Origin of the sequence: Advenella sp. (assembly GCF_052108595.1) — a bacterium.
Lineage (GTDB): Bacteria > Pseudomonadota > Gammaproteobacteria > Burkholderiales > Burkholderiaceae_B > Advenella.
This window is the reverse complement of the sequence record NZ_JBQEAU010000041.1, coordinates 425-25,189: the sequence shown is the minus strand read 5'-3', so window position 1 is coordinate 25,189 and position 24,765 is coordinate 425. Positions and strand designations below refer to the sequence as shown.

Sequence of the window (24,765 nt, the reverse complement as noted above, 5' to 3'; positions counted from 1 at the left end):
AGGCCGCCCAGTACAGAAAATGCCAAGGCCAACGCGTCAGACCTGTCCGCAGTACACGGACAAGGTGGCAAAGCATGCCGCCACAGCCCACGGGGCAGCCTGTTGGTGCCATCCTCTACTGCGTATATCGAACGCCGCCGGACAAATGTCAGAGCGCATCAATTGCCTGGGCCAGTTTGACATCTCTTTCTGTCAAGCCATCGGCATCGTGCGTCGTCAGGCGAATATCCACCTTGTTGTAAACATTGCTCCATTCCGGATGGTGGTTCGCCTGTTCGGCCAGCAAAGCGACTTTTGTCATGAAGCCGAAGGCCTGGACAAACGAGTCAAAAGTAAATTGTCGACGCAACGCTTTGCCATCTTCATCCAGCCCCCACCCATCGAGCGAGGCCAGCGCAATGCCAATATCTGCGTCATTCAATGGTGTCATGACAAGCTCCTGTTGCCATCTGCATCCTGATGGCTTGATCGTTGATAAACTGTTTTTTCTTATAGTAATGCAAAGCGCCGGTCGCAACAAGAAGCCGGCCAGACCCACTTGCTCCCCCCGACTTGCGACCCCGCTCTCCCCCATTTGCAACCGCACTTTCTTGCCGGTATTACGCCTCATGTTGCCTCTGGTCACGCGACTGACGTTATCATCGTATGAAAGTAATAATGCAAAGGAACACCGATCATGGATGAACAGGTTCTGGGGGCCATGCAAAAGTGGCCCAATGTGCCGGCGGTATATGGCTGGCTGTCGCTCAATGCCCAGGGCGACTGGCTGCTGCATACCAACGGCGGTGCGCGCGAGGGACAAAGCGGCGAAAAAATTGCCAATGAACAGATCCGCCTTTTCATGAACCGCAACTACGCGACAAACGAGGCTGGCGAATGGTTCTTCCAGAACGGCCCGCAACGGGTATTTGTCGATCTTGCCTGCGCTCCCTATATTGTCCGCCTGGCCGACGATATGCAAACGCTGCTCACCCATAACGAACTGCCCGTCACCCGGATCAGCCAATGGCTGCTCGATGGGCAGGGCCGACTGTATATGCAGACCGAACACGGTGCAGCAATGCTGGTTGGCCGCGACATGGGCCTGTTGAGCACCCGCCTGCAGGTCATGCCCGAGGCCGGCACGCTGGCGGCACCAATACCGCTGGATCAGAATCATTTGCAAGCGCTGCAAGACGGCAGCACCTTGCGGGTGTCCCTGGACGGCACGGCCGATTGGACGGCGCCCATGCAATGGCTGGAAAGCGCACATATTCCGGCAAGACTGGGCTTTGCTCGTGAGCCGGCAGCCGGCTGATGCTTTTTGCCAATAATCGGGCATTATTGTTTACACTATGCCTGAATCCATCGCACCAGAAAAAACACCATGACGTTACCCAGCGCTTTGCACTATTTTCCTGCCCCCACGACCCAGGCTTTCTGCAGCCAGTGTGGCAATCCGCTGACGCGTCTGGTTCCGCCTGATGATAATCGCCAACGCGACGTCTGCAATCATTGCGGCGCCGTCCATTATCGCAACCCGTTGATCGTAGTTGGTACCGTTCCGATCTGGAACGATCAGATCCTGCTGTGCCGCCGGGCCATTGAGCCTCGTTACGACACCTGGACCCTGCCGGCAGGCTTTATGGAACTATCGGAGACGACCAGCCAGGGTGCCTTGCGCGAGACCGACGAGGAAGCCGGTGCAGATATCAGGCTGGGCAGCCTGTTTACCGTCCTGGATGTGCCGCGCGTCAATCAGGTGCATATGTATTTTCTTGCAACGGTCACAAGCGATCGCCTGAACCCGGGGCCCGAATCGCTGGAAGCCAGGTTTTTCAACCTGGATGAAATACCCTGGGATGAACTGTCGTTTCGCACCGTTACCCACACCTTGAAGGTCTACCTGCAGGACCGGGCCAGCGGCGTATTTACGACGCATTATCACAGCATAGAATAAGCAGTTGCACCCGGGTTCTTCGCCATTATGATTACACTGCCCTGCCTTGACAACGGCGAGCCATTCCCTCCGGCCTGCCAGGCATTGAAAGAGCCCGATGGCCTGCTGGCGTTTGGCGGTGATCTGTCCACGTCCCGCCTGTTGCAAGCCTACAGACTGGGTATTTTCCCCTGGTATTCGGCCGACCAGCCGGTACTGTGGTGGTCTCCTTCTGCGCGCATGGTGCTGCAGTGCGATGCCTTCAGGATTTCGCCAAGCCTGGGCAAGCTGCTCAAGCGCGTTGCCCGTCACGAGCGCCAGCAAGACGCCGCCATCAAGGTAACGACCGACACGTGCTTCGAAGCGGTGATGCGCGCCTGTGCGGCACCGCGCGGCGTGCAAGCCGGCACCTGGATTACAGATGAAATGATCGCTGCGTATACGCAATTGCATCGCCAGGGCTATGCCCATTCAATTGAAACCTGGCAGGACGGGCGGCTGGCCGGCGGTCTGTACGGCATTGGCATCGGCCGCATGTTTTATGGAGAATCCATGTTCTCCACCAGCAGCAACACCTCCAAAATCGCCCTGGCCTGGCTGGTGCGTTTTCTCAAAGCCAATCAGGTAACCTGGATCGACTGCCAGCAGGATACGCCCCATCTGGCCAGTATGGGCGCGCGCCCCCAGCCGCGGGCGGCGTTTCTACGCCATGTGTCAGAGGCAGTCAGCCAGCCAGCCGTGCTCTGGCCCGCTGGCCAGATGCTTGGTGACGGAACTATCGTTCCCCCGATGTGAGCAAATACATTTTTAAGGTATAGTTGGCAAAAACGCCCCACAGCCGGTAACCAGCCATGAGCGATATCCACGATCCATCCTTCAACGTCCTGCAGTTTTATCTGACCGCGCCCTATTCCTGCAGCTATCTGGACGGAAAAATGGCGCGCTCACAGGTCGTCGTGCCCGGGCACCTGATTCGCCCGCCGGTTTATGCCCAGCTGCTGCGCAATGGCTTTCGCCGCAGTGGCCTGTTTACCTACCGCCCCCGCTGCGACCAATGCCGCGCCTGTATTTCAGTCAGAATAAACTGCGCGCAGTTCGCGCCCAACCGCACCCAGCGCCGCATTCTGAAACGCCACGACAATTTGCGGGCCAGCATCCGCCCCCTGGAATGGGACGAAAGTCATTTTGACCTGTATAAGAAATACCAGGCTTCGCGCCACGCCGGTGGCGGCATGGACGACGACAGCGCCGAACAATATGAAGAGTTTCTGCTGACCAGCCGCATCGACTCGCAACTGGTGCAGTTCCATGACGAGGACCAGGTGCTCAGAATGGTGTCCATCATCGATGTGACCGATGACGGGTTATCCTCCGTATACACGTTTTACGATCCCGATTATGCTGGCAGCCTGGGTACGTATGGCATTTTGTGGCAAATCGGTCATTGCAAAGACCGGGGCCTGCCGTGGTTGTATCTGGGCTATTGGATCGCTCAAAGCCGCAAAATGGCGTACAAAATCAATTTCCGGCCTATCGAGCTTTATATTAACCACCGATGGATCGACAGTGCAAACATTGACCTGTCTGAACTATCCTCTTTTTGATTCGCCATGTCACTTGCCTATCGCCTTTATCCGCTGATCCGCCCGGTCCTGTTTTCCATGGACCCTGAACGGGCGCACGAACGTACCCTGGAAGGCTTGAACAAATTACATCAATGGGGCCTGCTGAAAAAGGTACTCGATGCCAGGCCCAGTGCCCCCTTGCGCATGCTGGGCCTGAATGTGCCCAACCCGGTCGGGCTGGCCGCCGGCCTGGACAAAAACGGCGCCTATATTGACGCGCTAAGCCATATGGGTTTCGGCTTCATAGAGGTAGGTACAGTAACGCCCAAGGCGCAACCGGGCAATCCAAAACCGCGCATGTTTCGCCTACCGCAAGCCAACGCCCTGATCAATCGCCTGGGTTTCAATAACCAGGGACTGGAGGCCTTCCTGGCCAATGTGGCCCGCAGTGAATGGAAAAAACGCGGCGGCATTCTGGGCCTGAATATCGGGAAAAATGTGGCCACCCCTATAGAACAGGCAGCCGATGACTATCTGCTGGGGCTAGCCGGCGTATACGCGCACGCCGATTATGTGACCGTTAACATATCGTCGCCCAATACCCAGAACCTGCGCGCCCTGCAACAGGTAGACGAACTGACCGGTTTGCTGACCGCGTTACGCGAAAAACGCAAGGAACTGGCCGATAAACACGGGCGGGCCGTGCCCGTTGTGGTAAAAATCGCGCCCGATCTGGACGCCAACCAGATCGCCACCATTGCCGGGCTATTGTCGCAATACGAGATTGATGGCGTCATTGCCACCAATACAACCTTGTCACGCAAAGGCGTCAACGGGCTGTCCCATGCCAAGGAAAAAGGCGGCTTATCCGGCATGCCTGTGCATGAAGCATCACTCAAAGTCATTCGGGGTCTGCGGCGGGAACTGGCTGCCGACTATCCCATTATCGGCGTGGGCGGCATTATGGAAGGCGCTCAGGCAGCAGAAAAAGTGCAGGCGGGGGCCAATGCCATTCAGCTCTACACGGGACTGATCTATCGGGGTCCCGTGCTGGTGGACGAATGCGTCAGGGCAATTGCACAGATAAGCCAGCCCGGCGCAGCCTGACTGCTTTTCGAACATCCTTTTCGAATACGCAAAAAAATAGCCCCTCACAGTGAAAGGGCTATTTTTTCATCCCGGGCGCCGCCGAAGCGCTCGCCCGTTATTGGCGCAGATTAAGCCTGGCGGCGAGCAGTTGAACGGCTTGCCGTTGCTGCAGCTTTGGTGGCTGTCTCTGTTGCCTTGATGGTTGCATTGGTTGCCGCAGAGATATTGGACTCAGCAACTTCAGCAGCCTGCTTGGCAGCTTTGTTCATTGAATCATAGGCAGTAGATACCGTTGCCAGTGATGATTTCATCAACGCAACAGCACTTTCAGAACCTGTAGGCGCGTTTTTGGCCAGTTGGTCAATGGCTTCGGAAACCTGTTGCTGACCTTCGGCAACTTGCGCTTCTGTCAGTTTGATCAGTTCATTGTTGACGCCAGAAACGATGTCATACACGTGTTTGGTGTATGCGACGGCTTTTTCTGAGTTGGGCTGGGCCAGTGAAGACACGTAAGCAGCAGCTTCTTGTGGGTCTTTCAGTCCAGCAACTTGCTGAGTTTGTTCTGCAACTTCACCCAATGTCGCTTTGATTACTTTCAGGTTCAGGTCAACCAGCTTTTCAAAGCCGCTGAACAGGGAACTCTGAACGGCAACAGCCGCGTTCATTGTAGATTTTTGACGATCAAGAATTTGTTGTGGAATGGCGCTCATGATGATATATCCTCGGTAGATAGTACAGTGTTAAGTTACACAGGGCCTGGTGCTCGTGCACGATAGGTATCTGCTAAAACAGTTTGCTGCATCGGCGGCAATGTTCTTTTCACTTCCCGGGCTACGACCACCCACCCTTTTTATTGTTGCATTGCACAATTAAAATTATACACGTCATTTTCAGCAGGTCAAGCATTTTTTGTGCAATGCAACAAAATCCGCTTTGTCCATCTGTCAAACTGCGATACTTGATTGAATATTATATGAATGTTATGACTGCACCATGACACGCAAGAGATGCCTGACGGGATGTTCAAGTAGGCGTCATCGTCATGCTACAGGCTATTCGTAACCCAGGGCGGCAGATATTTTTGCTGCAGTGCCTACCAACATTTCCACCCATTCTTCCTGCAGACGCTCTGCCGGCGCGGAAATGGAAAGCCCGGCCACCAGTTTGCCCGAATCGTCGTAGATCCCGGCAGAGATGCAACGTACGCCCAGCTCGAGTTCTTCGTTATCACGGGCGTAGCCATGGCGACGTACAAAGCTCAAGTCGCGCTCAAGGCGATCCAGATCAGTCAGGCTGTTGCGGGTGTTGCCCGATAAGCCCGTGCGCGTAGCGTAAGCACGCACATAACGGGCGTCGGACGAAGCCAGAAAGAGTTTACCGACAGAGGTCAGGTGCAGTGGCGCCCGCCCGCCAATGGCCCGCACAACCTGCATGCCCGAGCGTTCGCTCCAGGCGCGATCAATATAGACAATGTCATCGCCCTGCTGGATGGACAGGTTCACGGTCTGCCCTGTCAGATGGTGCAGGGTTTGCAGATGATCGTGCGCCACATCGCGCACATTCAGCCGATCCTTGACCAGCGCACCCAGCTCCAGAAGCCGGATACCCAATTGATACATGCCGTTGTTGACACGCTCGACGTAGCGACCGACCGCCAGATCGTTCAGTATGCGATGGGCAGTTGAGGCGTGCAGCGCCGTAAGTGCCGCGATGTCCTTCAGGGAAACTGGATGCGGCTGGTCTGCCAGCACATCCAGCACTTTCATTGTGCGTTCCAGGACCTGGATACTGATGCCGGAGACAGCATTCGTCTTGTCGGAATCGGACGCAGCCTGCGTAGTTAAGAGCCGGTTAGCCATGATGGAGGGATTCAAAATATTGCGGTGCAATATATTTTATATCATATTGTGAAAAATGAAAACCCGACAATGTCGGATTTTCTTTCGAATACGACAATAAGGCCCTTTATACGGGTTTGTCCGCATGAAAACGGCCGCCCACGCGCAAGATCTCACCTTTCAAATAATCGAACGCTGCAGTGGCGGCCGGCTCTTCGCCTTTGACACCCAGATCGATATAAGCGCCCGCGCCCTTGCCCATGGTCGGCAGGCTGAAAGTGCTGATGCCGGCCCAATTCGTTTCGATATGCTCTAACGCCGGCGTGATCCGCGATTCGGGAACACCGTAGGCCAGGATGTTGTGCGAGACCAGTTGGCTCAGGTGCTGATAATCCGCATAACGGTTATCCAGGGTCCACTCGACCATGGGCCAGGCCATTTCCGGGAATCCCGGGACAAAAGTATGGTCCTGGATGAAAAAGCCCGGAATGCGATTATAGGGATTGGGCACAATCTGGGCGCCAACCGGGAACACCCCCATGGCCAGCCGGCGCTGGTTCTCTGGCGAGCCAGGATCATGCGTACCGCGCCCTTCCAACGCAAGTTGCTCAAAGCGTTCGGTGATCAGCCTTTCGGCTTCCGGATGCAGGGCCAGCGACACACCCAGCGCCTGCGCGACCGCCGTGCGGGTTTTGTCATCGGGCGTAGCGCCAATGCCGCCACTGGAAAAAACAATATCATTCGACGCGAAACTGCGTTTGTATGCAGCAATCAGGGTTTCAAGATCGTCCGGCAGGAATTCGGCGCGCGACAGTTGCATGCCTCGCGCGGCAAGCAACTCGATGATTTTGGACAGATGCTTGTCCTGACGCCGGCCGGAGAGGATTTCGTCTCCCACAATGATCAAACTGATTTTACGTGCTGCCTTATCGTTCATAATGCTCATCCTGTTGTTGGCCCGTCTCGGGATGACGCTATTCTAACGCTAAAGATTGGACTGTGACGACAATAGCGCCGGGCTGTTTCGACGTTGTTCGGCCAGTGCAGCCAGCCCATGGTGCGCATAGACCAGGGACGTAAAAACGGGCAATACAATCCAGGTCAGGGGAATCAGGTTGACCGTTGCACAGATTGTGCCGATCAGCCATCCGCCACCGCGCCGGCCGGCGATAATCTGCGCTCGCTCCTGCCGCGTGGCATGTTCGACCAGCGCATCAAACCGCAACATATGGGTAAATGCATAAGCCCACCAGAATACATGCAGCAGCACGGCGACCGGTGGGATAAGCCACAGCGGCAGCGTAATGACCCAGCCAACGATAAAAACCAGCATCACTTTGGTCGAATTCATCAGGCTTGAAACAAAGACCTGACCGCCGCGGCGATCCAGTTCCGGATAATCGGTGCGCGCCACATGGCCTACCACCATGGGCATGACCAGCACAGCGGCAATCAGCAGACCAATACTGCTGCCTATAGTGACCATGATCACAAACACCAGAATATGAACCAGATAGATAGTCATGGAAAGCAGCCCGACGCCAGCCATCCCGCTTTCGATGCCAGTCATCATTTCCGACTGCGTGACAAACAGATTCAACCAATCGGCCACCGGCTCCCACAGGAACCGCGCAAAAAACAGCATGACGATCAGCGCGGCGGCAAACGGCAGCAGCAGCGCCAGCAACATGCGTGGCTGCAGCTGTGAGACCATTGCACGTCCGAAAGCGCGGCCGACGCCTTCGTATGGCGATGGCACGCTTTCTGATTGCTGTCCGAATGGTGTACTATTTTGCATAACTTTCCCTTTTGCGCGATGGCGTAAATGGTTTCAGATCCAACCGTTACCTGTTACTTATTACTCGTTACCCGTCACCCGTTACTCATTTGCAGACCCATATGTTCATTCAAACCCCCGGCCAGCATGTTCCCCAGTTGCTCCAGGCGCTGGACAATCCCGACACATGGCTTATTGCCTGTTATTGCGCAGCCTGGTGCGATACTTGCGGCGACTACCACGAAGCCTTCCAGGCCATGAGTGAACGCTACCCCCAGCATCTGTTCCTGTGGATCGACGTTGAAGACAATCCCGAACTGCTGGATGATCTGGACGTTGAGAACTTCCCTACCCTGCTGATTCAGACCGACGGGCAAACCCGGTTTTTCGGTACCATGCTGCCCTACATCAGTCACCTGGAACGCATGCTGCAGGCCGTGGGCGACGATCCCGACACACGCGCCGACGGGCCGGCCGATATGCGCACGCTGTTGACCGCCTCGGCCTGAGACAAGGTCAGCCGAGCCAGGCGCAAGGCCAGGCAACACAGCGACAGCCGCGCAGCACCATCGATGCCCGCTTGCCGCAACCTTGATTTAAACAGGAATGTGGGAGTCGTGAGCCGCGGTTTCAAGTATTTGAACGCGGCTGAAACATGAGTTTGCCGATTAGTTTTCGGTATTGGGACGGCCGCCCAGCAAAACGGCCAGCATGGGTTTGGGACCATGGCCTTCAGCACGCCGATTTACCGAAGTATCGGATTCGATATTTTGCTTGGTCGGCTCGTAAGGGCGAAAGAAAAAGTCGTCAATGGGCGTAGCCCGGGCGGCAGGAAATGTTTTCTTGTAACGTTCGGGCTTGCCGGTTGTGGTCCGCGCCGGGTGATGTCCGCGTGCCAGAAAAACGCTGGGGATGGACAGTACGCCCCTTGGCACCGGCGTTTTGATCAGCTTTTCGATATCTTCCAGCAGGCGTTCTTCGGTTTGTGTGTAAAAGGCGATGGCCTCGCCCTTTGCGCCTGCCCTGCCGGTGCGGCCGATGCGGTGGACATAGTCTTCGGCGTTATACGGCAGGTCCATATTGATTACGCAAGGCAATCCGACCACGTCCAGCCCCCTGGCCGCCACATCGGTTGCCACCAGGACGGCAATCTCGCCAGACTTGAAGCCCTCAAGCGCCTTGATGCGCTCGGCCTGGGAGCGGTCGCCGTGAATGGACTCGGCATTGATGCCTTCACTGACCAGTTCCCGGGCGACACGGCTGGCGCCGATTTTGGTATTGACAAAAACAATGACCTGGCTCAGGTTGCGCGATTTAAGCGTATACAGCACCGCTGCTTTCTTTTCGTTTGGTGCAACCGGGTAGGCGATCTGCGTGACGGTTTCGGCCGTGGCATTGCGCGGCGCCACATTGATTTCCACAGGATTGTTCAGGAAATTGCGCGCCAGCTTGCGAATATCGTTACTGAACGTCGCCGAAAACAACAGGCTTTGGCGTGGTTTGGGCAGCAATCTGACGATCCGCTCCAGATCTGGCAGAAAACCCATATCCAGCATGCGGTCGGCTTCATCCAGCACCAGCACGCTGACCTGGCTCAGACTGACGTTTTTCTGTTCGATATGGTCCAGCAGCCGTCCCGGCGTGGCGATCAGCAGCTCACAGCCCTTGCGCAATTGGTCGCGTTGGGCATTCATATCTACCCCACCAAAAACAACAGCCACGCGCAAGGGTGAGCTGTGGCTGTAGCGTTTAACGCTTTCTGCGACCTGATCGGCCAGTTCGCGCGTGGGCGCCAGGATCAGGGCGCGTACCGGATGGCGGGCTGGCGACATGCTGCTGTTGGCCATGGGCATCAGCCGGTGCAGCAACGGCAACGTAAATGCCGCTGTTTTGCCGGTGCCGGTCTGGGCCGCGCCCATGATATCGCGCCCGTCCATAATCAGCGGCATGGCCTGTTCCTGGATGGGCGTTGGCTTGGTATAGCCACTGGCCATCACCGCCTTTAGCAGATCGGGGTGCAGGCCGACCTCGGTAAAGGATTCAAAGGTAGTGGTTTTGCCGGAGGTAGTCTTATTGGCGTCGGTCATTAAGTGTATGTGAAGGAACTGAAAATTGCGGCAAGCCGCGAAAACGTCATTTTACTCTACTCATGTACCCATCTATGCCCATCGGCCCGGAAATAGGGAGAAAGCCTTAGAAAATCCAGCGTAAAAGCCACAAGACGACCATACCGACAGCAATCATGAAAAGAATATTACGCACTCGCAAAAAAGCCAGCGCAGCGACGAGCGCCGCAAAAAACTCGGCCCCGACCTGCGGCCACTGCCCCACAGTCCAGGGCAACAGGCTAGGCACGATAATAGCCGTCAAGGCGGCAACCGGGGCGTAGCGCAGGCCACGGCTCACGGTCTTGCTCAAGGGGAAATACTGGCCCAGCATGAGGTAGCCAGCCCGGGTCAGCAGGCTACCAATGCCCAGCAGCACAATGATAAGCGCTATATAGGTGTCACTCATGTGCGTATTCCTTTGCTCATGGCTTTCTCGGACAGGATGCCGGCAGCGATCCCGGCCACAATGGCGATGAACAGCCCCATGCGCAGCGGCAGCGCCTGGCCCAGCCAGGCCACCGCACCGGCGACCAGCACAGTCACCAGCATGGGCCGGCCCTTGATGAGCGGGATGACAACGGCCATCAGCGTCAGTACTCCCGCAAACTCCAGTGACCATTCACGCGGCACGCGATCGCCGATCAGCACACCGGCCAGGGTACTTAACTGCCACGCTGCCGCAATCGCGGTCCCCATGGACAGATAGGTCCATACATATACCGTGCGCCGTTTCTGGCGGACATGACGGAACAGGCTGACAAACACCACATAATTGATATCGGTCAGCAGATACCCGAGCACCAGCCGCTTGAAATGGGAATATCGTTCGAAAAACGGATAAAGCGTCGCGCCGAATATGACAAACCGGATATTGACGATGAAGCCGGCCAGAAATACCATCCATACCGGGGCGCCAGCGGCCATCAGCGGCAACGCCGTGAGCTGAGCCGAACCGGCATACACCCACAGCGACATGATCATGGCCTGCCAGAAGGACAAGCCGTAATTGACCATGGCCACCCCGGACACGAACCCCCATGCGGACAACGCCAGCAGATGAGGAGCGACAGCCCGCATCCCCAGCTGGACGGCCTGTCGGCGCGCCAGCCGGTGCGCGTCGCTGGCGGCAGGCAAAACCCGCGCTAAAAGAGTAAACGGGGAAAACAAAATAGTTCCTTGTGCTGTACAATACGCTGTGCGACGGCGTATGAACGGATGCCCGGTAGCGGCGTAGACAATGAAGATATGTTGGGAATTCTAGCAAAAGCAACGCGCTCATCCTCATTGCACCCACCCCAGGGCAGAAATATAATACGTCAGCACCAATCGGCCAGAGCAAAGTGACGCTGCGCGGCAACACTCGGGCTGTTTACCATCAAATACACGTGCGCGCCGTTTGTACAGCGCGCATAACATGTCTTTCCGCATTTTTAGGAAGTAACTGATGTCTGCACAAGTACAAACGGCACCCATCGAGGTGTCTGCAAGCGATCTGCCTGTTTATTGCCCTGGCCCGAATGCCCCGACCTGGAGCCTGCATCCACGCGTTTTTCTGGAGGTAAGCAAAACCGGCTCGGCAGCCTGCCCTTATTGCGGCACCGTATACCGCCTCAAAGAAGGTGAGAAAGTGCATGGGCACTAAAAGCACTGCTGCGCCCAAGCGCGCGGTCTTCGCCAGCCCCGAGGAGGTCGAACAGGCCTTCTATGAAGCGCTGCGCCTGGGAGATGTCATGCGTGTCATGCATACCTGGGCCGATGATGAAGAAACCGTTTGCATTCATCCGGGCGGCGAGCGCCTGACGGGCACCAGCGCCATCCAGGCTTCCTGGCAGGAGCTGCTCAATAGCGGCCCGCTCCATATTCATGCCCATCATCCCGTGGTTATTACCTACGGCATGACCGTCATACATATTATGATCGAGGAAGTTCAGGCCAATACCCCGCGGGGCAATCGGGAACTGCTGTTTTATGCAACCAATGTGTACCATAAAGGTCGCACCGGCTGGCATATGGTTCATCATCATTCAGCCCCCGCCCCCTCTGACGTTCTGCTATCGGAAATGCACGACATTCCCAACGTGCTGCATTAATCCACCTGCAACACCGTCCTGTCGGGCGCACCCGCGATCGCAAAGGACAAGAATAACGCCTCTCACCCCTGGCCCGGCCATGCTTGCCTGCCTGAAATTTCATGTGCCTGACTCAACGGAATCACTGGACCTGCTGTGACTGCCCGACTCAAACTTGACGCCTGCCCTTCCCCGAACTGGCAATGTGAAGGCCATATCCAGACGATTGCCGCCATGCAGTGGGGACGCCGACCCCAACAGCGGTTCGTACGCCAGCGACTGGATACACCCGATGGTGATTTTCTGGATATCGACTGGGCCGGACCACAAGCGCATACCCATTGCGAATTCAATGGTCGGGCACTGGTCATTTTTCACGGACTGGAAGGCAGCAGCCAAAGCCATTACGCCCAGGCTATTGGCGCGTATTTTGTTGAACGCGGATGGATGGTTGCCGTGGCGCATTTTCGCGGCTGCTCGGGCGAGCCAAACCTGCGGGCCCGTTCTTATTTTTCCGGCGACTCCCAGGATATTGACTTCATCCTGAGCCAGATACGCCGCCAGTTACCCCAGGCGCAATGGCATGCAGCGGGCATTTCCCTGGGAGGCAACGCCCTGCTCAAATATACAGGGGAACAAGGCCAACATCTGAGCTGGCTCAATGCTGTAGCAGGCATTTCCGTACCGGTAGATCTGGTGGCCACCGGCATGCGGTTGCAAACCAGCCTGATGGGTCGCTATGTGTACACCCCTCATTTTCTGGCCTCCATGCGCGGCAAAATACAGCAAAAAGCCAGCGCCTTCCCGGACGCCGTCAACTGGAACAAAGCGCTGCAGGCACGCACGCTGCTAGAGTTCGATGACGCCTATACTGGGCCTGTGCACGGTTATCGCAGCGCACTGGATTACTGGTCGCGCTGTTCAAGCCAATATTATCTGCAGGATATTCGCGTACCGACGCTGCTATTGATTGCGCGCAATGATCCCTTTATTCCCGAAGCCAGCCTGCCCGGCCCTGCCCAGGGCAGCGATCACGTGCTGCTGCACTACCCATGCAGTGGCGGCCACGCCGGCTTTGCCAGCGGTTCGGGACGCGGCGAGCTGACCTGGCTGCCGCGCCGAATCGAACAGTTTTTTACGCAGAACCAATAAGGTCCTCGTGCGAGCCGTCTTGCCGCTACGCAACGCACCAACCCGGTAAGGACTGGCATTGAGTGCGCGTCGTGTATTGCCACGATCAGCACCGTCTCATCAGACAACGCGCCACAGCCCGCGTCACACGGTCCTGAGCTGCTGCTGCGCCAGGCGCATCTCACGCATCTGCCTGCCGGTTTTCTGACGCCCCTTGGCAGATAGGCGCATCATGGTGCTCAGGGCAAACAGCAGGCCGAAGGTTTCGACCATCGCCGCCGGAATCCACATGGTCAGGCCCCCAATACTCTGATCGGTTATCGCAGACATGGGCAGCGCCCGTCCACAAAGATCGAAGAGCGGATAGATATCGGTAGTAGTAAATGTGATGACTGCCCCCACGATCATTTGCGGCAACATGGTGATGATGGGCGACAGAATGCGCGCGCCCGGCGAGAGCACAGCCGGGGAGCCCGAAGCAATCGTCCATTGAAAGAAACGGCCGACCCATGTCTTGGCCGTGAGCATAGGCGCGACATAAGGGCGACGATCCAGGATCAGGTTCCAGTACATGAACCCACTGACCACAACCGACCAGTTCATGAGCCGGTACAGGCGCCAGTCGAGCATGGAGTAAAACTGGATGGTCGGCAACAGCCAGAACAACACCAGAAAGACGAACAGGAACGGGACCAGGATTTTATTGGTCAGCACACCGGTGATGAATCTGCCGGAAAAACTGCGACGATAATCGCGCAGCCAGACGCGCGCGCGCAGGGGAAGACCGGCACGCATCACCTGCCCGGGATAGGCGCCCATAATGAGCAAGGGGCCCAGGTGATGCAATACAAGATGCTGAATGCGGTGAATGAAAAACATGCGCTCGGCATAATAGTCAACATGCGTATGCAGCGACAGATAAAGCACCACAAAACCTGACCAGAACAGAAGCTGTCGCGCAAGCGTGACGCGATGCACGCGTGTGCCGCGCACAAACAGCCAGCCGGCAAGGAGAAACAGGGCAATCAGCGTAGGAGAAAACTCCCAGGGGGCAAGCCAATGCATCAAGTCCAGATCCATCGAATAAAACCTCTTGAAGATGTCGGCGCCGTATCATAAACGGCATCCCGGTCACTAGCAGGTCATGTGCAGGCAGGTGACGTGCGCCACAACCATGGACAGGGTGAACATGGAAACCATGCCTGCAATCAGCAAATTGAGCAGCGCCATCAGCCCTGGCGGCACACCCGACGGTTTGCGCCGCACCTGATTGACATTATAGAGCGCGTCGAATTTTTCATCGGCGCGCAGACAGTAAACAGCCGACTCAATGAAACCTGCCCAAAGCGGGATGAACAGGAAGAAAAACGGAATGGAGTCCCACCACACGGGCTGGGTGAACGACCATGCCAGCATTGCCAGACTGAACAGCGTAATGACAGGTGCAATGGGGCGCTTCAGATACCAGCCCTGCAGACTCAGCACGCCAAAAAAACAGGCCAGAAACCCGGCAACAGTTTTGGAACGAAAATGGTTTGCAGGCCTGGCCCGCCACAACTGATTCAACATTTCTGATTCAACATTTGCACTATGTCAGGCACGCTGCCAACTTTGAAGGCTATATTGTACGACAGGCGGGCTCACAGGTGCGTGTGCCGGATTTTTTCAGGCAAAAGGGTAAAATAGCGGCATGGAAAATGTTGACTTCGATATTGCAATCATCGGCGCCGGCCCCGTAGGGCTGGCGCTGGCTTGTGCCCTGGACAAACTGCCCGGCATCAGGCCAACGGTCGCCCTGTTCCAGGCCGACCATCCGGTCATGCATAACCCGGCCCGCGACACGCGCGTGCTTGCTCTCAATCACGGCAGCCGGGTCTTTCTGGAGCAATTGCAGGGTTGGCCCGGCCAATACGCTGCCATTGAAACCGTGCATGTCTCGCAAAAGGGCCGCCTGGGGCGAACGCTCATTACCCACACCGATTTTGACGTTGCTGCGCTAGGCTATGTGGTTCCCTATCGCGCGATTCACGCCAGCCTGCAGCAGGAGGTGAACGTCGGTCACACCTTGCGCCTGGCCGGCGCGCCGGCCACTGTCGCCAATGAACCAGACAGCGCCACAGCCAGCGTCAGCCAGAACGGTAAAACCTATCGGGCGCGCATTGTCGTGCAATGCGATGGCGCAAAGCCGGACACGCAACTGCGCGACTACAACCAGCATGCCATCATTACGTCCGCCCGCGCCGCCCTGCCCAGACCAGGCTGGGCCTGGGAGCGGTTTACCTGCGAAGGCCCGCTGGCGGTCCTGCCGCACCCGGTCTTTGCCGATGCCCAGTCGATCGTCTGGTGCACCAGCCCGGCGCGCGCCCGCGAACTGCTGACAGCAGACGACGCCAGCTTTTCCCGGGCACTCACCGACCACTTCGGTGACCGCCTGGGGCCCTTTTCCGTGCTGGAGTCGCGTCATATTTTCCCTCTGGCCCTCAGCGTTAGCAAGAACACCGTAAACGGCCGCATTGTGACCATAGGCAATGCGGCCCAGGCGCTGCATCCGGTGGCGGGCCAGGGGCTTAATCTCGGGCTGCGCGACGTTGCGGGGCTGTTGCGAGCACTGCAACCGTGGCTCATCGACCCTGCCCAGGATCCCCAGCCGGCATTGGCCGTCTTTGCTGGGGCGCGTCGTGCTGATCGCGGCATCACCCGTCAACTGACCGATTTCATGCCACGTATTTTCACCACCGGCAACCCGCTAATCGAACATGCCTGCGGGTTATCTTTGCTGGCGCTGGACCTGGCCAAACCGTTGCGGCGACCGCTGGCCCGCCACCTGTTGCAGGGTTATCGTAACTAGGCCAGCGGCTTTGCCGGCCCCGCGGGCCAACCTTGGTTAAAATGTGTCCATGCAAATTGGTAACTGGTCCCTTCCCAATCCTGTTTTTGTTGCTCCCATGGCGGGCGTGACCGACAGGCCTTTTCGTCAGCTGTGCAAGCAGTTGGGGGCCGGCTATGCCGTATCGGAAATGGCTGCAAGCAATCCGGCATTGTGGGAAAGCGTCAAGACATCCAGAAGGCTGAATCATGATGGCGAGATCGACCCGATCGCGGTACAAATCGCCGGTGCCGATCCGGCCATGCTTGCCGAGGCTGCCCTATTTAATATTGGCAAGGGGGCACGCATCATCGACATCAATATGGGATGCCCCGTAAAGAAAGTATGCCATGTCGCCTCGGGTTCGGCGCTGCTGCGCGACGAAGATCTGGTGGCGCGCATTCTGGAGGCGGTCGTGGCTGCCTGCCGGCCCTTTGACGTGCCGGTCACGCTCAAGACACGCACCGGTTGGGACCGGCAAAATCGCAATGCCTTGCGCATTGCCCGGCTGGCGGAAAACGCGGGCATTGCTGCGCTGACCCTGCACGGCCGAACCCGCTGTGATCTGTATACCGGTCAGGCCGAATACGATACGATCGCCGCAGTCAAGGCTGCCATTGGCATTCCGGTGATCGCCAACGGCGATATCACCGATCCGGTCAAGGCACGGTATGTGCTGGATTACACCGGCGCCGATGCCATTATGGTGGGCCGCGCCGCTCAGGGCAATCCGTGGATATTTCGCGAAATCAATCACTATCTGCAAACCGGAACCTTTCTGCCGCCGCCATCGTGGGAACATATGCGCGATGTGCTGCTTGCCCATCTTGACCATCACTATGGGTTCTATGGTGAATACACCGGCGTGCGCACCGCCCGCAAACATATCGGCTGGTATATAAGCAGTCTTCCGGATGCAGAATTGTTTCGGCAACAAATGAATCGCCTCGAAAGTTGTCAGGAGCAGTACAATGCAGTCAATCAGTGGTTCACCAAGCTGGTCAATGAATCGGCACCGCGGGTTCCACAAGCTGCAGTCCATTAAGTCAGAACAACAAGAACTTCCCCAATACCGCCACTATGAACAACACACAAGACCTTCAGGAATGTGTACGCACAAACCTTGAACTTTATTTTAAAGAACTGGGCGACGGCGAAGCCGGCAACCTTTGGAACATGGTCACAAGTTGCGTAGAGAAGCCGCTGCTTGAAGTGGTCATGCTCAAGGCCGGACATAACCAGTCGCGCGCTGCAGACATGCTGGGCATTACCCGCAACACGCTGCGCAAGAAACTGATTTCTCATCATTTACTGTAATTATTCTCTCATGACTATCAAGACCGCTTTGCTTTCCGTATCGGATAAAACCGGTATCGTGGACTTCGCCCGTGCGCTTCACGGCCGGGGTGTAAAACTTCTGTCAACAGGTGGCACCGCGGCGCTACTGAAAAAAGAAGGGCTGGACGTAACCGAGGTTGCAGAACATACCCAGTCTCCCGAAATTCTGGATGGCCGGGTCAAGACCCTGCACCCGCGCATCCATGGCGGGCTGCTGGCGCGACGCGACAGCCAGACGCACCTGGACACACTGAAAACGCACAATATCGATCCGATCGATCTGTTGGTGGTCAACCTGTACCCCTTTCGCGAAACCATCGCCAAGGCCGGCTGCACCTTTGCCGATGCCGTTGAAAATATCGATATCGGCGGACCGGCCATGTTGCGCGCAGCTGCCAAGAATCACGGCACGCGCGAAGGTGGCGTAACCGTTGTGATTGACCCGTCCGATTACGAAGCCGTGTTGCGCGAGCTTGACGAACAGGGCGGCACGTCATACGGATTGCGTCTGTCCCTGGCGAAAAAAGTGTATGCACATACCGCTGCCTATGATGGCGCCATTGCCAACTATCTGAGCGCGATTACCGAGGCCGAGCCTGAACAGGAAAACGAACCTGCCCGCCAAAGCTGGCCTGAGAACCTGACCATTCAATTGCGTCAACATCAGGCGCTGCGTTATGGCGAGAATCCGCATCAGTCCGCCGCGTTCTATCTGGACGCAAGCGTGCCGGCCGGTGTACTGGGCAACTATGTCCAATTGCAGGGCAAAGAACTGTCCTATAACAATATTGCCGATGCCGACGCAGCCTGGGAGTGCGTGCGCACCTTCGCAGCGCCCGCCTGCGTGATCGTCAAGCACGCCAACCCCTGCGGCGTTTCCGTCGCCGAAGACGCGGCCGGCGCCTATCGCAAGGCATTTAAGACCGATCCGACGTCTGCGTTTGGCGGCATCATCGCCTTCAACCGCATCGTAGATGCAGCGACCGCACAGGCCGTCAGCGAACAGTTCGTCGAGGTTCTGCTTGCACCCGAATACACGCCCGATGCGCTGGTCTTGCTGGCCAGCAAGAAAAATGTCCGCGTCCTGACCGTTGCCCTGGGCGATGGTCAGAACGCCTTTGACGTCAAACGTGTTGGCGGCGGCTGGCTGGTACAGAATCCCGATCACAAACCGCTGGCAGCGGCCGACTGCAAAGTTGTCACACGCAAGCAGCCTACAGCGCAGCAGATGAATGATCTGCTGTTTGCCTGGAATGTGGCTCAGTTCGTCAAATCCAACGCCATTGTCTTCTGCCGTGAAGGCATGACTTACGGCGTAGGCGCCGGCCAGATGAGCCGTATCGACTCTGCCCGCATCGCCTCGATCAAGGCCGAAAACGCCGGCCTGTCGCTGCAGAATACGGCAGCCGCATCCGATGCTTTCTTCCCGTTTCGCGACGGGCTTGATGTCATCGTCAAGGCGGGCGCCGATTGCGTCATTCAACCCGGCGGCAGCATGCGTGATGATGAAGTGATCGCCGCAGCCGACGAGCACGGCATTGCCATGGTACTGACAGGCACTCGGCACTTCCGTCACTAATTGCAGTTGTCATAAAGCCCCGGCCCGTGCCGGGGGCAACTCCAGGGAGTCATTGATGTTGCGGATTCTTGGCATTGACCCGGGCCTGCGTCGCACCGGTTTTGGTGTGATAGACGCTGCCGGCATGCGCATCTCCTACGTGGGCAGCGGCACCATTGTGGTCCCCTCGGATATCCCCCTGCACGAACGCCTTAAAGTCATCCTCGATAGCATACGCGAGGTGGTCGATACCTATTCTCCCACCGAATCCGCGCTTGAAAAAGTCTTTGTCAACACCAACCCGGCCTCGACCCTGCTGCTGGGCCAGGCCCGTGGCGCAGCCATGTGCGCGCTGGCGGATCGGCACCTGGATGTGACTGAATACACCGCCCTGCAAATAAAAAAGGCAGTGGTCGGTAACGGCCATGCGCAAAAAGAGCAAGTCCAGCATATGGTGCAACGCCTGCTGACGCTCAACAACCTGCCCGCCCCGGATCCGGCTGACGCACTGGCCTGCGCCATCTGCCACGCGCACGCCGTGCCGCTGGCGTCGCGCTTGGCCGATAAGGATGCACTGCTGGGTGCCCGGCGTGGTCGAAGCCGCCTGCGCGCTGGCCGGCTGATTGATTAACAACGACAGCAACGCAACGGGCGTTTTGCCAGCACCTTGCCGTGACAGGACCGTTTCAGGGGCGCACTCCCGTTTATCGCTCACCGCCTCTGTCCTGGTCCTTATATGTTGATATCTGCAAAACGTTGCACTATGACACTTGTGAAAAAATCACAGCACTCGTAGCGCGAACCGACAACACAAGGACTGGTGTATCAGAAGCATGACAGCATTCTGATGTCGCTCGAACCAGCGGTGCGATCGATCGCCCTCGCCTGCGATGGTAGTGCTGATAACTGCCCGCAACGTTTGCCAAGCGTACTTGAGTAATCACTCTGTTTTTCAAGCGAGAGGCGACAAGGTTGTGTACCATAGCTCTTTGACTTTTTCTGATGATCCCTGCATAAAACAGGGTCTGTGGAGTTCCTGATGATCGGACGACTGACCGGCCTGCTGATTGAAAAACAACCACCGGGCCTGTGCCTGGATGTCAATGGCGTGGGCTACGATATCGATGTGCCCATGAGCACTTTCTATGACTTGCCCGAAGCGGGCGCCAAGGTCACGCTATACACCCATCTGGCCATCCGCGACGACGCGCATGTCCTTTATGGTTTTCTGCGACAGGACGAACGCGCCACCTTCCGGGCCCTGATCAAGGTCACCGGCATTGGCGCACGCACTGCCCTGGCGGTGCTCTCGGGCATGAGCAGCGCCGATCTGTCGGCAGCGATCGCCCAGCAGGACACCGCCCTGCTCACCCGGATACCGGGCATTGGCAAAAAAACGGCGGAACGCCTGCTGCTGGAGCTACGCGGCAAGCTCGATGCCGTTGCACCAGCCACGCCTGCGGCTACCAGTCAGAACGATGTGCTTAACGCGTTGCTGGCGCTTGGTTATTCCGATCGAGAAGCGCGAGCGACGGTCAAATCGTTGCCGGCTGATCTGGGCGTTTCCGAAGGCATCCGCGCCGCGCTCAAAGTACTGTCCAGCTAAGTATTGCCAACATGGCGTGCCATAAAGCCGCCATGATGGCGTCCTCAAAACCGTACATACAACTGCCCATAAACGCAGCCCATACACATCACTCATAGACGCCGGCATGAGAGACCACTGCCCCAGGTCGATGCCGTACCGGCACGACATCGACCCGCAAAGACAACCCTGCACATGATTACGCTGTTCTATACCGTATGCGATTACGCTGGTGCTGAACGCATGGGCGTGCGCTGTTGTGATCCCCTGTGCCGTGTCCCACCACGCTGACACCAACCGCGACCATTGACAGCCACCCAGCGGCCGGATTCCCTAGGGTTTGCACTAGTCGCAATCGAATTGCACTGTGCGCCGCAAATATTGCCGTAAAGTTACCCGATAATTTTATTTCGACCTATAACACCCACTTTGGGGGACAATATTATGCGCGCTCACTGGATCAAGAAAGCCCTGGCAACCAGCCTGCTGTCAGCCGTTGTCATGGCGCCAGCCATGGCAGAACAAACACTGAAAATGGCCTATGCCCTGTCCAAGACTTCACACTATGGTGTCGCAGCAGATGCCTTTGAACAATCCCTTGGCAAAAGCACCAGTGGTCAGTTCAAAGTTCAGCAGTTTCCCAATAGCGCCCTGGGCGGTGAACGGGAAGTAATCGAAGGACTGCAGCTGGGCACCATTGACGCCGCCGTTGTGTCAACCGGAGCGACACTCAATTTCGTTCCTGAAACGGGGGTCATTGATATCCCTTTTCTGTTTCGCGACCTGGATCACGCCCGCAAAGTGCTGGACGGCCCGATCGGCCAGAAGCTGCTGGCCGATTTCCCGGCCAAAGGCCTGATCGCGCTTGCGTGGGGTGAGCAGGGCTTCCGCCACCTGACCAACAACGTGCGTGCAGTCAAAACGCCGGCTGATCTGAAGGGTTTGAAAATTCGCACAACGGAAAATCCGATCCACATAACGGCCTTCCGAAAGATCGGCATGCTGCCTACCCCCATGGCCTGGCCGGAAGTTGCCACCGCCTTGCAGCAAGGCACCATTGATGGCCAGGAAAACCCGATTTCCGTGATCGTATCGGCCAAACTGTCGCAGATGCAAAAACACCTGTCGCTGACAGCACACGTCTACGGTCCTGCCCTGATCCTGGTCTCTCCCTCGGTTTATGAAGGTCTGTCCGATGAAGACAAGGCCAAATTCAAAGAGGCCGGCCTGGCCGCAGCCAAAGCCATGCGTGCATTTGTCGACGACGTGGAAACCAGTGGCGTTGAAACACTGAAAAAAGAAGGCATGCAGGTGCAAGACAAGGTTGATCACGATGCCTTTGTCAAGGCGGTGGAGCCGGTCTATCCCGAGTTCTACAAAAAATTCGGCAAGGAACTGGTCGAATCCATCCGCAATACCAAGTGATTCTTTGCTTGATCACGGAGGCCTGAATGAACGCATTGACACGCTTGCTGGACAGTACCCTGTTTCGTCTAATTTCCATCATTGCCCAGCTATTTCTGGTGTCAGCAGTTTGCGCCTCTTTTTACCAGGTGATCGCGCGCTTTATCCTGCAGGAACCATCGGACTGGAGTGAGGGCTGGACCCGCACTGCCATGATCTGGCTGGTTCTGCTGGGCGTGGTGCTGGCCTGTCGGCAGGGCGCCATGCTCAAAGTGGAAATGCTTCATTCCTTGCTCAAAGATCCCTGGCAACGCCGTCTGGAGCATCTGGTCATGCTCATTATGGCAGTCTTTTTCGGATTGATGACCTGGATCGGCGTGCTCATGACCTATCGGGTGCGCTTTCAGACCATTCCAAGCCTGGGCATCTCCATTTCCTGGATTTATGCCGCCATTCCTGTCGGGATGGCGCTGGCCTTGCTGGCTGTCATTGTCCATTGGGCCAATGCCAGAAAAGAGTCCCAGGAAGAAGATCTGACGCTGCTGTAACGATCCTGGCCGTGATTCGGGGCCTGCATCCCGTAGCGGCCTGTCCGCAGGTACGTATAAACGGGCGCCTTCCCGGGCCCGGGTCCCGATACTGAATCGAAACATGATGTTGTTGTACCTCGGCTGGTGTTGCAGGCCATGACCGGTTTTTTGCTCCACCCACATTTCCACCGCCTTCGAGACAGATTATGTCGCAATTGATGATTTTATCCATGCTGGTCTGTTTTGCACTGACCATCCCGGTCGCCGTTTCCATCGGGCTGGCCAGTCTGCTCGGCGTATATGTAGCCGGTATCAATTGGCTGGTGATTGCCCAGCAGATCTTTGCCTCGCTGGATAAATACCCTCTGGTGGCCATTCCTTTCTTTATTCTTGCCGGCAACCTGATGGAGGCCGGCGGCATTTCGGACCGACTGGTCAATTTTGCCAAGAGCCTGGTCGGTTCGGTACAGGGCGGGCTGGCCATGGCATGTATTATTACATGCATGATTTTTGCCGCAGTGGCCGGCTCCAGCGTGGCCACCACATTTGCGGTAGGCGCGATCCTTATACCAGCCATGGTACGCCACGGCTACCCCAAGCCGTTCTCGGCTTCGCTGCAGGCAACAGCCGCCGAACTGGGCGTGATCATCCCGCCTTCCATTCCCATGATTCTGTTTGCGGTCTCCACCGACACCTCGGTGGGCGAGCTGTTCATCGGCGGCATCCTCCCGGGCGTACTGATTGGCGCGGGGCTGATGCTGTATGTCTGGATTTATGCCAAACGTCATGGCTATGGCAAGCAGGATGCCGATGGGCGCTTACCCATATTCAAAGCTTTCCAGCAATCGTTCCTGGCGCTGCTGATGCCGGTCATTATTCTGGGCGGTATCTATGGAGGCATATTCACGCCGACCGAAGCATCAGTGGTTGCCGTAGTATATGCGCTGATCGTTGGCACCCTGGTCTATCGCCGTATTTCATTTGGCATATTGACCGAAACACTGCACCGGACCGTTATTTCCACGGCGATTATTATGTTTGTCATTGCCAACGCCGGCCTGTTCGGATTCCTGCTCAATCGCGCCGGTGTACCGAATATGCTGGGCGAATGGCTTGGCCACATATTTACCGACAAAGTCGCTTTTCTGCTGGGCGTCAACGCCGCCCTGTTCATAATCGGCATGTTCATTGAAACCTCCGCATCCATTGTGGTGCTGGCGCCGTTACTGCTGCCAGTGGCCCAGCAATTTGGGATAGATCCGACGCATTTTGGCATTATCATGGTGGTCAATCTTGCCCTGGGCATGATTACGCCACCATTCGGCGTCAACCTGTTTGCCGCATGCGCCGTGGCAAAGCTGCCCATAGAACGACTGTTCAAGTCATTGATTCCGTTTGTCGGCGTCATTTTTCTGTGTCTGATCCTGATTACCTACGTGCCGTGGATCTCCCTGGTTCTGCGTGATCTGGCATACCGTTAACGAGATACCGCCAAGGATCGATCATCCCGGGCAGCGCAGCCCGGCGAATCAGGTAAAATAGGCCCAGACCCTCAGTCTTCAAGAAGATACCGCTGCCCCATGGCCATTCAAAACGACGCGCTCACCAGCGCTGCCCCTCGCATTGTCTCTCCGGAGCCCATGACCCCGAACGAAGAGTCCATTGAGCGCGCCCTGCGCCCCAAGGCATTGGACGAATATGTCGGCCAGGTCCGGGTGCGGGAACAACTGGAAATTTTCATTTCGGCTGCGCGCATGCGCAAGGAAGCGCTGGACCACGTGCTGCTGTTCGGCCCGCCCGGTCTGGGAAAAACCACGCTGGCCCACATCATTGCGCGGGAAATGGGTTCACAGCTGCGGCAGACATCCGGCCCCGTGCTGGAGCGACCCGGCGATCTGGCAGCCATGCTGACCAATCTGGAAAAAAACGACGTCCTGTTCATTGACGAAATTCACCGGCTTTCACCTGTTGTGGAAGAAATTCTGTACC

The 24,765-nt window shown here is 56.9% G+C and carries 29 protein-coding genes; 19 read left to right on the top strand and 10 right to left on the bottom strand.

Translation table 11 applies throughout. The features are described 5' to 3' along the window. Positions 1-148: 148 nt before the first annotated feature. Positions 149-430, bottom strand: a complete 282-nt coding sequence (locus ACTIKR_RS09465; protein ID WP_193087345.1) for a 4a-hydroxytetrahydrobiopterin dehydratase — start codon at positions 428-430, stop codon at positions 149-151. 246 nt (positions 431-676) lie between these two features. On the opposite strand from ACTIKR_RS09465, the gene ACTIKR_RS09460 reads away from it, so the two are divergent. The 5 genes from ACTIKR_RS09460 to ACTIKR_RS09440 all read left to right on the top strand — a co-directional run bounded on the left by ACTIKR_RS09460 (position 677) and on the right by ACTIKR_RS09440 (position 4,590). Further along, positions 677-1,297: a DUF2946 family protein gene (locus ACTIKR_RS09460; RefSeq protein WP_193087344.1), complete on the top strand. Its 621-nt coding sequence runs from the start codon at positions 677-679 to the stop codon at positions 1,295-1,297. Positions 1,298-1,366: 69 nt separating this feature from the next. Then, on the top strand, positions 1,367-1,939 hold the full coding sequence (locus tag ACTIKR_RS09455) for an NUDIX hydrolase (RefSeq protein ID WP_193087343.1): 573 nt from the start codon (positions 1,367-1,369) through the stop codon (positions 1,937-1,939). Positions 1,940-1,966: 27 nt separating this feature from the next. Next, positions 1,967-2,713, top strand: coding sequence for a leucyl/phenylalanyl-tRNA--protein transferase (gene aat, locus ACTIKR_RS09450; RefSeq protein WP_193087342.1), 747 nt, complete (start codon positions 1,967-1,969; stop codon positions 2,711-2,713). Positions 2,714-2,769: 56 nt separating this feature from the next. Beyond that, positions 2,770-3,522 (top strand): arginyltransferase, encoded by a 753-nt coding sequence (locus ACTIKR_RS09445; RefSeq protein ID WP_193087341.1) that lies wholly within the window; start codon positions 2,770-2,772, stop codon positions 3,520-3,522. 6 nt (positions 3,523-3,528) lie between these two features. Further along, positions 3,529-4,590 (top strand): quinone-dependent dihydroorotate dehydrogenase, encoded by a 1,062-nt coding sequence (locus ACTIKR_RS09440; protein ID WP_193087340.1) that lies wholly within the window; start codon positions 3,529-3,531, stop codon positions 4,588-4,590. Positions 4,591-4,700: 110 nt separating this feature from the next. Here ACTIKR_RS09440 and phaP read toward each other — a convergent pair whose 3' ends face one another. The 4 genes from phaP to ACTIKR_RS09420 form a co-directional block, all read right to left on the bottom strand. Then, the gene (gene phaP / locus ACTIKR_RS09435) at positions 4,701-5,282 is read right to left on the bottom strand and encodes a TIGR01841 family phasin (protein WP_193087339.1); all 582 of its coding nucleotides are present in this window, start codon (positions 5,280-5,282) and stop codon (positions 4,701-4,703) included. Between the two features lie 342 nt (positions 5,283-5,624). Then, complete coding sequence (locus tag ACTIKR_RS09430) at positions 5,625-6,431, bottom strand: IclR family transcriptional regulator (RefSeq protein ID WP_193087338.1); 807 nt, start codon at positions 6,429-6,431, stop codon at positions 5,625-5,627. 106 nt (positions 6,432-6,537) lie between these two features. Continuing rightward, positions 6,538-7,347, bottom strand: coding sequence for a competence/damage-inducible protein A (locus ACTIKR_RS09425; protein ID WP_193087337.1), 810 nt, complete (start codon positions 7,345-7,347; stop codon positions 6,538-6,540). Positions 7,348-7,395: 48 nt separating this feature from the next. Then, positions 7,396-8,208 carry an EI24 domain-containing protein gene (locus tag ACTIKR_RS09420; protein WP_193087336.1) on the bottom strand — a complete coding sequence of 271 codons (813 nt, stop codon included), beginning with the start codon at positions 8,206-8,208 and terminating at the stop codon, positions 7,396-7,398. A 101-nt stretch (positions 8,209-8,309) separates the two neighbouring features. Here ACTIKR_RS09420 and ACTIKR_RS09415 point away from each other — a divergent pair, with 101 nt between their 5' ends. After that, positions 8,310-8,696, top strand: coding sequence for a thioredoxin family protein (locus ACTIKR_RS09415; RefSeq protein WP_193087335.1), 387 nt, complete (start codon positions 8,310-8,312; stop codon positions 8,694-8,696). 159 nt (positions 8,697-8,855) lie between these two features. Here the strand turns inward: ACTIKR_RS09415 and ACTIKR_RS09410 are convergent, their stop codons facing one another. From ACTIKR_RS09410 to ACTIKR_RS09400, 3 genes are all read right to left on the bottom strand, one after another. Beyond that, on the bottom strand, positions 8,856-10,274 hold the full coding sequence (locus tag ACTIKR_RS09410) for a DEAD/DEAH box helicase (protein WP_193087334.1): 1,419 nt from the start codon (positions 10,272-10,274) through the stop codon (positions 8,856-8,858). 106 nt (positions 10,275-10,380) lie between these two features. Then, positions 10,381-10,701 (bottom strand): AzlD domain-containing protein, encoded by a 321-nt coding sequence (locus ACTIKR_RS09405; RefSeq protein WP_193087333.1) that lies wholly within the window; start codon positions 10,699-10,701, stop codon positions 10,381-10,383. Continuing rightward, positions 10,698-11,462: an AzlC family ABC transporter permease gene (locus ACTIKR_RS09400; protein ID WP_193087332.1), complete on the bottom strand. Its 765-nt coding sequence runs from the start codon at positions 11,460-11,462 to the stop codon at positions 10,698-10,700. The genes ACTIKR_RS09405 and ACTIKR_RS09400 overlap by 4 nt, the downstream gene beginning before the upstream one ends. Before the next feature lie 277 nt (positions 11,463-11,739). Here ACTIKR_RS09400 and ACTIKR_RS09395 point away from each other — a divergent pair, with 277 nt between their 5' ends. From ACTIKR_RS09395 to ACTIKR_RS09385, 3 genes are all read left to right on the top strand, one after another. Further along, entirely contained in the window at positions 11,740-11,937 is a 198-nt protein-coding gene (locus ACTIKR_RS09395) for a zinc-finger domain-containing protein (protein WP_193087331.1), read from the top strand. After that, positions 11,927-12,385: a YybH family protein gene (locus ACTIKR_RS09390; RefSeq protein WP_193087330.1), complete on the top strand. Its 459-nt coding sequence runs from the start codon at positions 11,927-11,929 to the stop codon at positions 12,383-12,385. Before ACTIKR_RS09395 ends, ACTIKR_RS09390 begins: the two co-directional genes overlap by 11 nt. Before the next feature lie 135 nt (positions 12,386-12,520). Further along, on the top strand, positions 12,521-13,516 hold the full coding sequence (locus tag ACTIKR_RS09385; protein ID WP_370540167.1) for a YheT family hydrolase: 996 nt from the start codon (positions 12,521-12,523) through the stop codon (positions 13,514-13,516). A 123-nt stretch (positions 13,517-13,639) separates the two neighbouring features. On the opposite strand, the gene ACTIKR_RS09380 is transcribed toward ACTIKR_RS09385, so the two are convergent. Together ACTIKR_RS09380 and ACTIKR_RS09375 are read right to left on the bottom strand one after the other, a co-directional pair. After that, positions 13,640-14,569, bottom strand: coding sequence for a cytochrome c oxidase assembly protein (locus ACTIKR_RS09380; RefSeq protein WP_370540170.1), 930 nt, complete (start codon positions 14,567-14,569; stop codon positions 13,640-13,642). A 60-nt stretch (positions 14,570-14,629) separates the two neighbouring features. Beyond that, entirely contained in the window at positions 14,630-15,064 is a 435-nt protein-coding gene (locus tag ACTIKR_RS09375; protein ID WP_226816467.1) for a hypothetical protein, read from the bottom strand. 121 nt (positions 15,065-15,185) lie between these two features. Between ACTIKR_RS09375 and ACTIKR_RS09370 the strand changes: the two genes are divergently transcribed. The 10 genes from ACTIKR_RS09370 to ACTIKR_RS09325 form a co-directional block, all read left to right on the top strand. Then, the gene (locus tag ACTIKR_RS09370) at positions 15,186-16,343 is read left to right on the top strand and encodes an FAD-dependent monooxygenase (protein WP_193087328.1); all 1,158 of its coding nucleotides are present in this window, start codon (positions 15,186-15,188) and stop codon (positions 16,341-16,343) included. A gap of 49 nt (positions 16,344-16,392) precedes the next feature. Further along, positions 16,393-17,406 carry a tRNA dihydrouridine synthase DusB gene (gene dusB, locus ACTIKR_RS09365; RefSeq protein WP_193087552.1) on the top strand — a complete coding sequence of 338 codons (1,014 nt, stop codon included), beginning with the start codon at positions 16,393-16,395 and terminating at the stop codon, positions 17,404-17,406. A 35-nt stretch (positions 17,407-17,441) separates the two neighbouring features. Further along, positions 17,442-17,678: a helix-turn-helix domain-containing protein gene (locus tag ACTIKR_RS09360; protein ID WP_128395007.1), complete on the top strand. Its 237-nt coding sequence runs from the start codon at positions 17,442-17,444 to the stop codon at positions 17,676-17,678. Between the two features lie 10 nt (positions 17,679-17,688). Further along, positions 17,689-19,278 (top strand): bifunctional phosphoribosylaminoimidazolecarboxamide formyltransferase/IMP cyclohydrolase, encoded by a 1,590-nt coding sequence (purH, locus tag ACTIKR_RS09355; RefSeq protein ID WP_193087327.1) that lies wholly within the window; start codon positions 17,689-17,691, stop codon positions 19,276-19,278. Positions 19,279-19,336: 58 nt separating this feature from the next. After that, on the top strand, positions 19,337-19,888 hold the full coding sequence (gene ruvC, locus ACTIKR_RS09350) for a crossover junction endodeoxyribonuclease RuvC (protein WP_442327714.1): 552 nt from the start codon (positions 19,337-19,339) through the stop codon (positions 19,886-19,888). A 408-nt stretch (positions 19,889-20,296) separates the two neighbouring features. Then, positions 20,297-20,863, top strand: a complete 567-nt coding sequence (gene ruvA, locus ACTIKR_RS09345) for a Holliday junction branch migration protein RuvA (protein ID WP_193087326.1) — start codon at positions 20,297-20,299, stop codon at positions 20,861-20,863. A gap of 423 nt (positions 20,864-21,286) precedes the next feature. Then, the gene (locus ACTIKR_RS09340; RefSeq protein ID WP_442327711.1) at positions 21,287-22,267 is read left to right on the top strand and encodes a TRAP transporter substrate-binding protein; all 981 of its coding nucleotides are present in this window, start codon (positions 21,287-21,289) and stop codon (positions 22,265-22,267) included. A 26-nt stretch (positions 22,268-22,293) separates the two neighbouring features. Continuing rightward, positions 22,294-22,794 (top strand): TRAP transporter small permease, encoded by a 501-nt coding sequence (locus tag ACTIKR_RS09335; protein WP_193087324.1) that lies wholly within the window; start codon positions 22,294-22,296, stop codon positions 22,792-22,794. Positions 22,795-22,982: 188 nt separating this feature from the next. After that, positions 22,983-24,257: a TRAP transporter large permease gene (locus ACTIKR_RS09330; RefSeq protein ID WP_193087323.1), complete on the top strand. Its 1,275-nt coding sequence runs from the start codon at positions 22,983-22,985 to the stop codon at positions 24,255-24,257. 99 nt (positions 24,258-24,356) lie between these two features. After that, positions 24,357-24,765 (top strand): AAA family ATPase (locus ACTIKR_RS09325; RefSeq protein ID WP_442327710.1); only part of this gene is annotated, 409 nt, incomplete at its 3' end.

Bases quoted from the DNA above. Each gene is read 5' to 3' on its own strand.
- ACTIKR_RS09465 (WP_193087345.1), bottom strand. From the start codon at position 430: ATGACACCATTGAATGACGCAGATATTGGCATTGCGCTGGCCTCGCTC.
- ACTIKR_RS09460 (WP_193087344.1), top strand. From the start codon at position 677: ATGGATGAACAGGTTCTGGGGGCCATGCAAAAGTGGCCCAATGTGCCG.
- ACTIKR_RS09455 (WP_193087343.1), top strand. From the start codon at position 1,367: ATGACGTTACCCAGCGCTTTGCACTATTTTCCTGCCCCCACGACCCAG.
- aat (WP_193087342.1), top strand. From the start codon at position 1,967: ATGATTACACTGCCCTGCCTTGACAACGGCGAGCCATTCCCTCCGGCC.
- ACTIKR_RS09445 (WP_193087341.1), top strand. From the start codon at position 2,770: ATGAGCGATATCCACGATCCATCCTTCAACGTCCTGCAGTTTTATCTG.
- ACTIKR_RS09440 (WP_193087340.1), top strand. From the start codon at position 3,529: ATGTCACTTGCCTATCGCCTTTATCCGCTGATCCGCCCGGTCCTGTTT.
- phaP (WP_193087339.1), bottom strand. From the start codon at position 5,282: ATGAGCGCCATTCCACAACAAATTCTTGATCGTCAAAAATCTACAATG.
- ACTIKR_RS09430 (WP_193087338.1), bottom strand. From the start codon at position 6,431: ATGGCTAACCGGCTCTTAACTACGCAGGCTGCGTCCGATTCCGACAAG.
- ACTIKR_RS09425 (WP_193087337.1), bottom strand. From the start codon at position 7,347: ATGAACGATAAGGCAGCACGTAAAATCAGTTTGATCATTGTGGGAGAC.
- ACTIKR_RS09420 (WP_193087336.1), bottom strand. From the start codon at position 8,208: ATGCAAAATAGTACACCATTCGGACAGCAATCAGAAAGCGTGCCATCG.
- ACTIKR_RS09415 (WP_193087335.1), top strand. From the start codon at position 8,310: ATGTTCATTCAAACCCCCGGCCAGCATGTTCCCCAGTTGCTCCAGGCG.
- ACTIKR_RS09410 (WP_193087334.1), bottom strand. From the start codon at position 10,274: ATGACCGACGCCAATAAGACTACCTCCGGCAAAACCACTACCTTTGAA.
- ACTIKR_RS09405 (WP_193087333.1), bottom strand. From the start codon at position 10,701: ATGAGTGACACCTATATAGCGCTTATCATTGTGCTGCTGGGCATTGGT.
- ACTIKR_RS09395 (WP_193087331.1), top strand. From the start codon at position 11,740: ATGTCTGCACAAGTACAAACGGCACCCATCGAGGTGTCTGCAAGCGAT.
- ACTIKR_RS09390 (WP_193087330.1), top strand. From the start codon at position 11,927: ATGGGCACTAAAAGCACTGCTGCGCCCAAGCGCGCGGTCTTCGCCAGC.
- ACTIKR_RS09375 (WP_226816467.1), bottom strand. From the start codon at position 15,064: ATGTTGAATCAGTTGTGGCGGGCCAGGCCTGCAAACCATTTTCGTTCC.
- ACTIKR_RS09370 (WP_193087328.1), top strand. From the start codon at position 15,186: ATGGAAAATGTTGACTTCGATATTGCAATCATCGGCGCCGGCCCCGTA.
- dusB (WP_193087552.1), top strand. From the start codon at position 16,393: ATGCAAATTGGTAACTGGTCCCTTCCCAATCCTGTTTTTGTTGCTCCC.
- ACTIKR_RS09360 (WP_128395007.1), top strand. From the start codon at position 17,442: ATGAACAACACACAAGACCTTCAGGAATGTGTACGCACAAACCTTGAA.
- purH (WP_193087327.1), top strand. From the start codon at position 17,689: ATGACTATCAAGACCGCTTTGCTTTCCGTATCGGATAAAACCGGTATC.
- ruvA (WP_193087326.1), top strand. From the start codon at position 20,297: ATGATCGGACGACTGACCGGCCTGCTGATTGAAAAACAACCACCGGGC.
- ACTIKR_RS09340 (WP_442327711.1), top strand. From the start codon at position 21,287: ATGCGCGCTCACTGGATCAAGAAAGCCCTGGCAACCAGCCTGCTGTCA.
- ACTIKR_RS09335 (WP_193087324.1), top strand. From the start codon at position 22,294: ATGAACGCATTGACACGCTTGCTGGACAGTACCCTGTTTCGTCTAATT.
- ACTIKR_RS09330 (WP_193087323.1), top strand. From the start codon at position 22,983: ATGTCGCAATTGATGATTTTATCCATGCTGGTCTGTTTTGCACTGACC.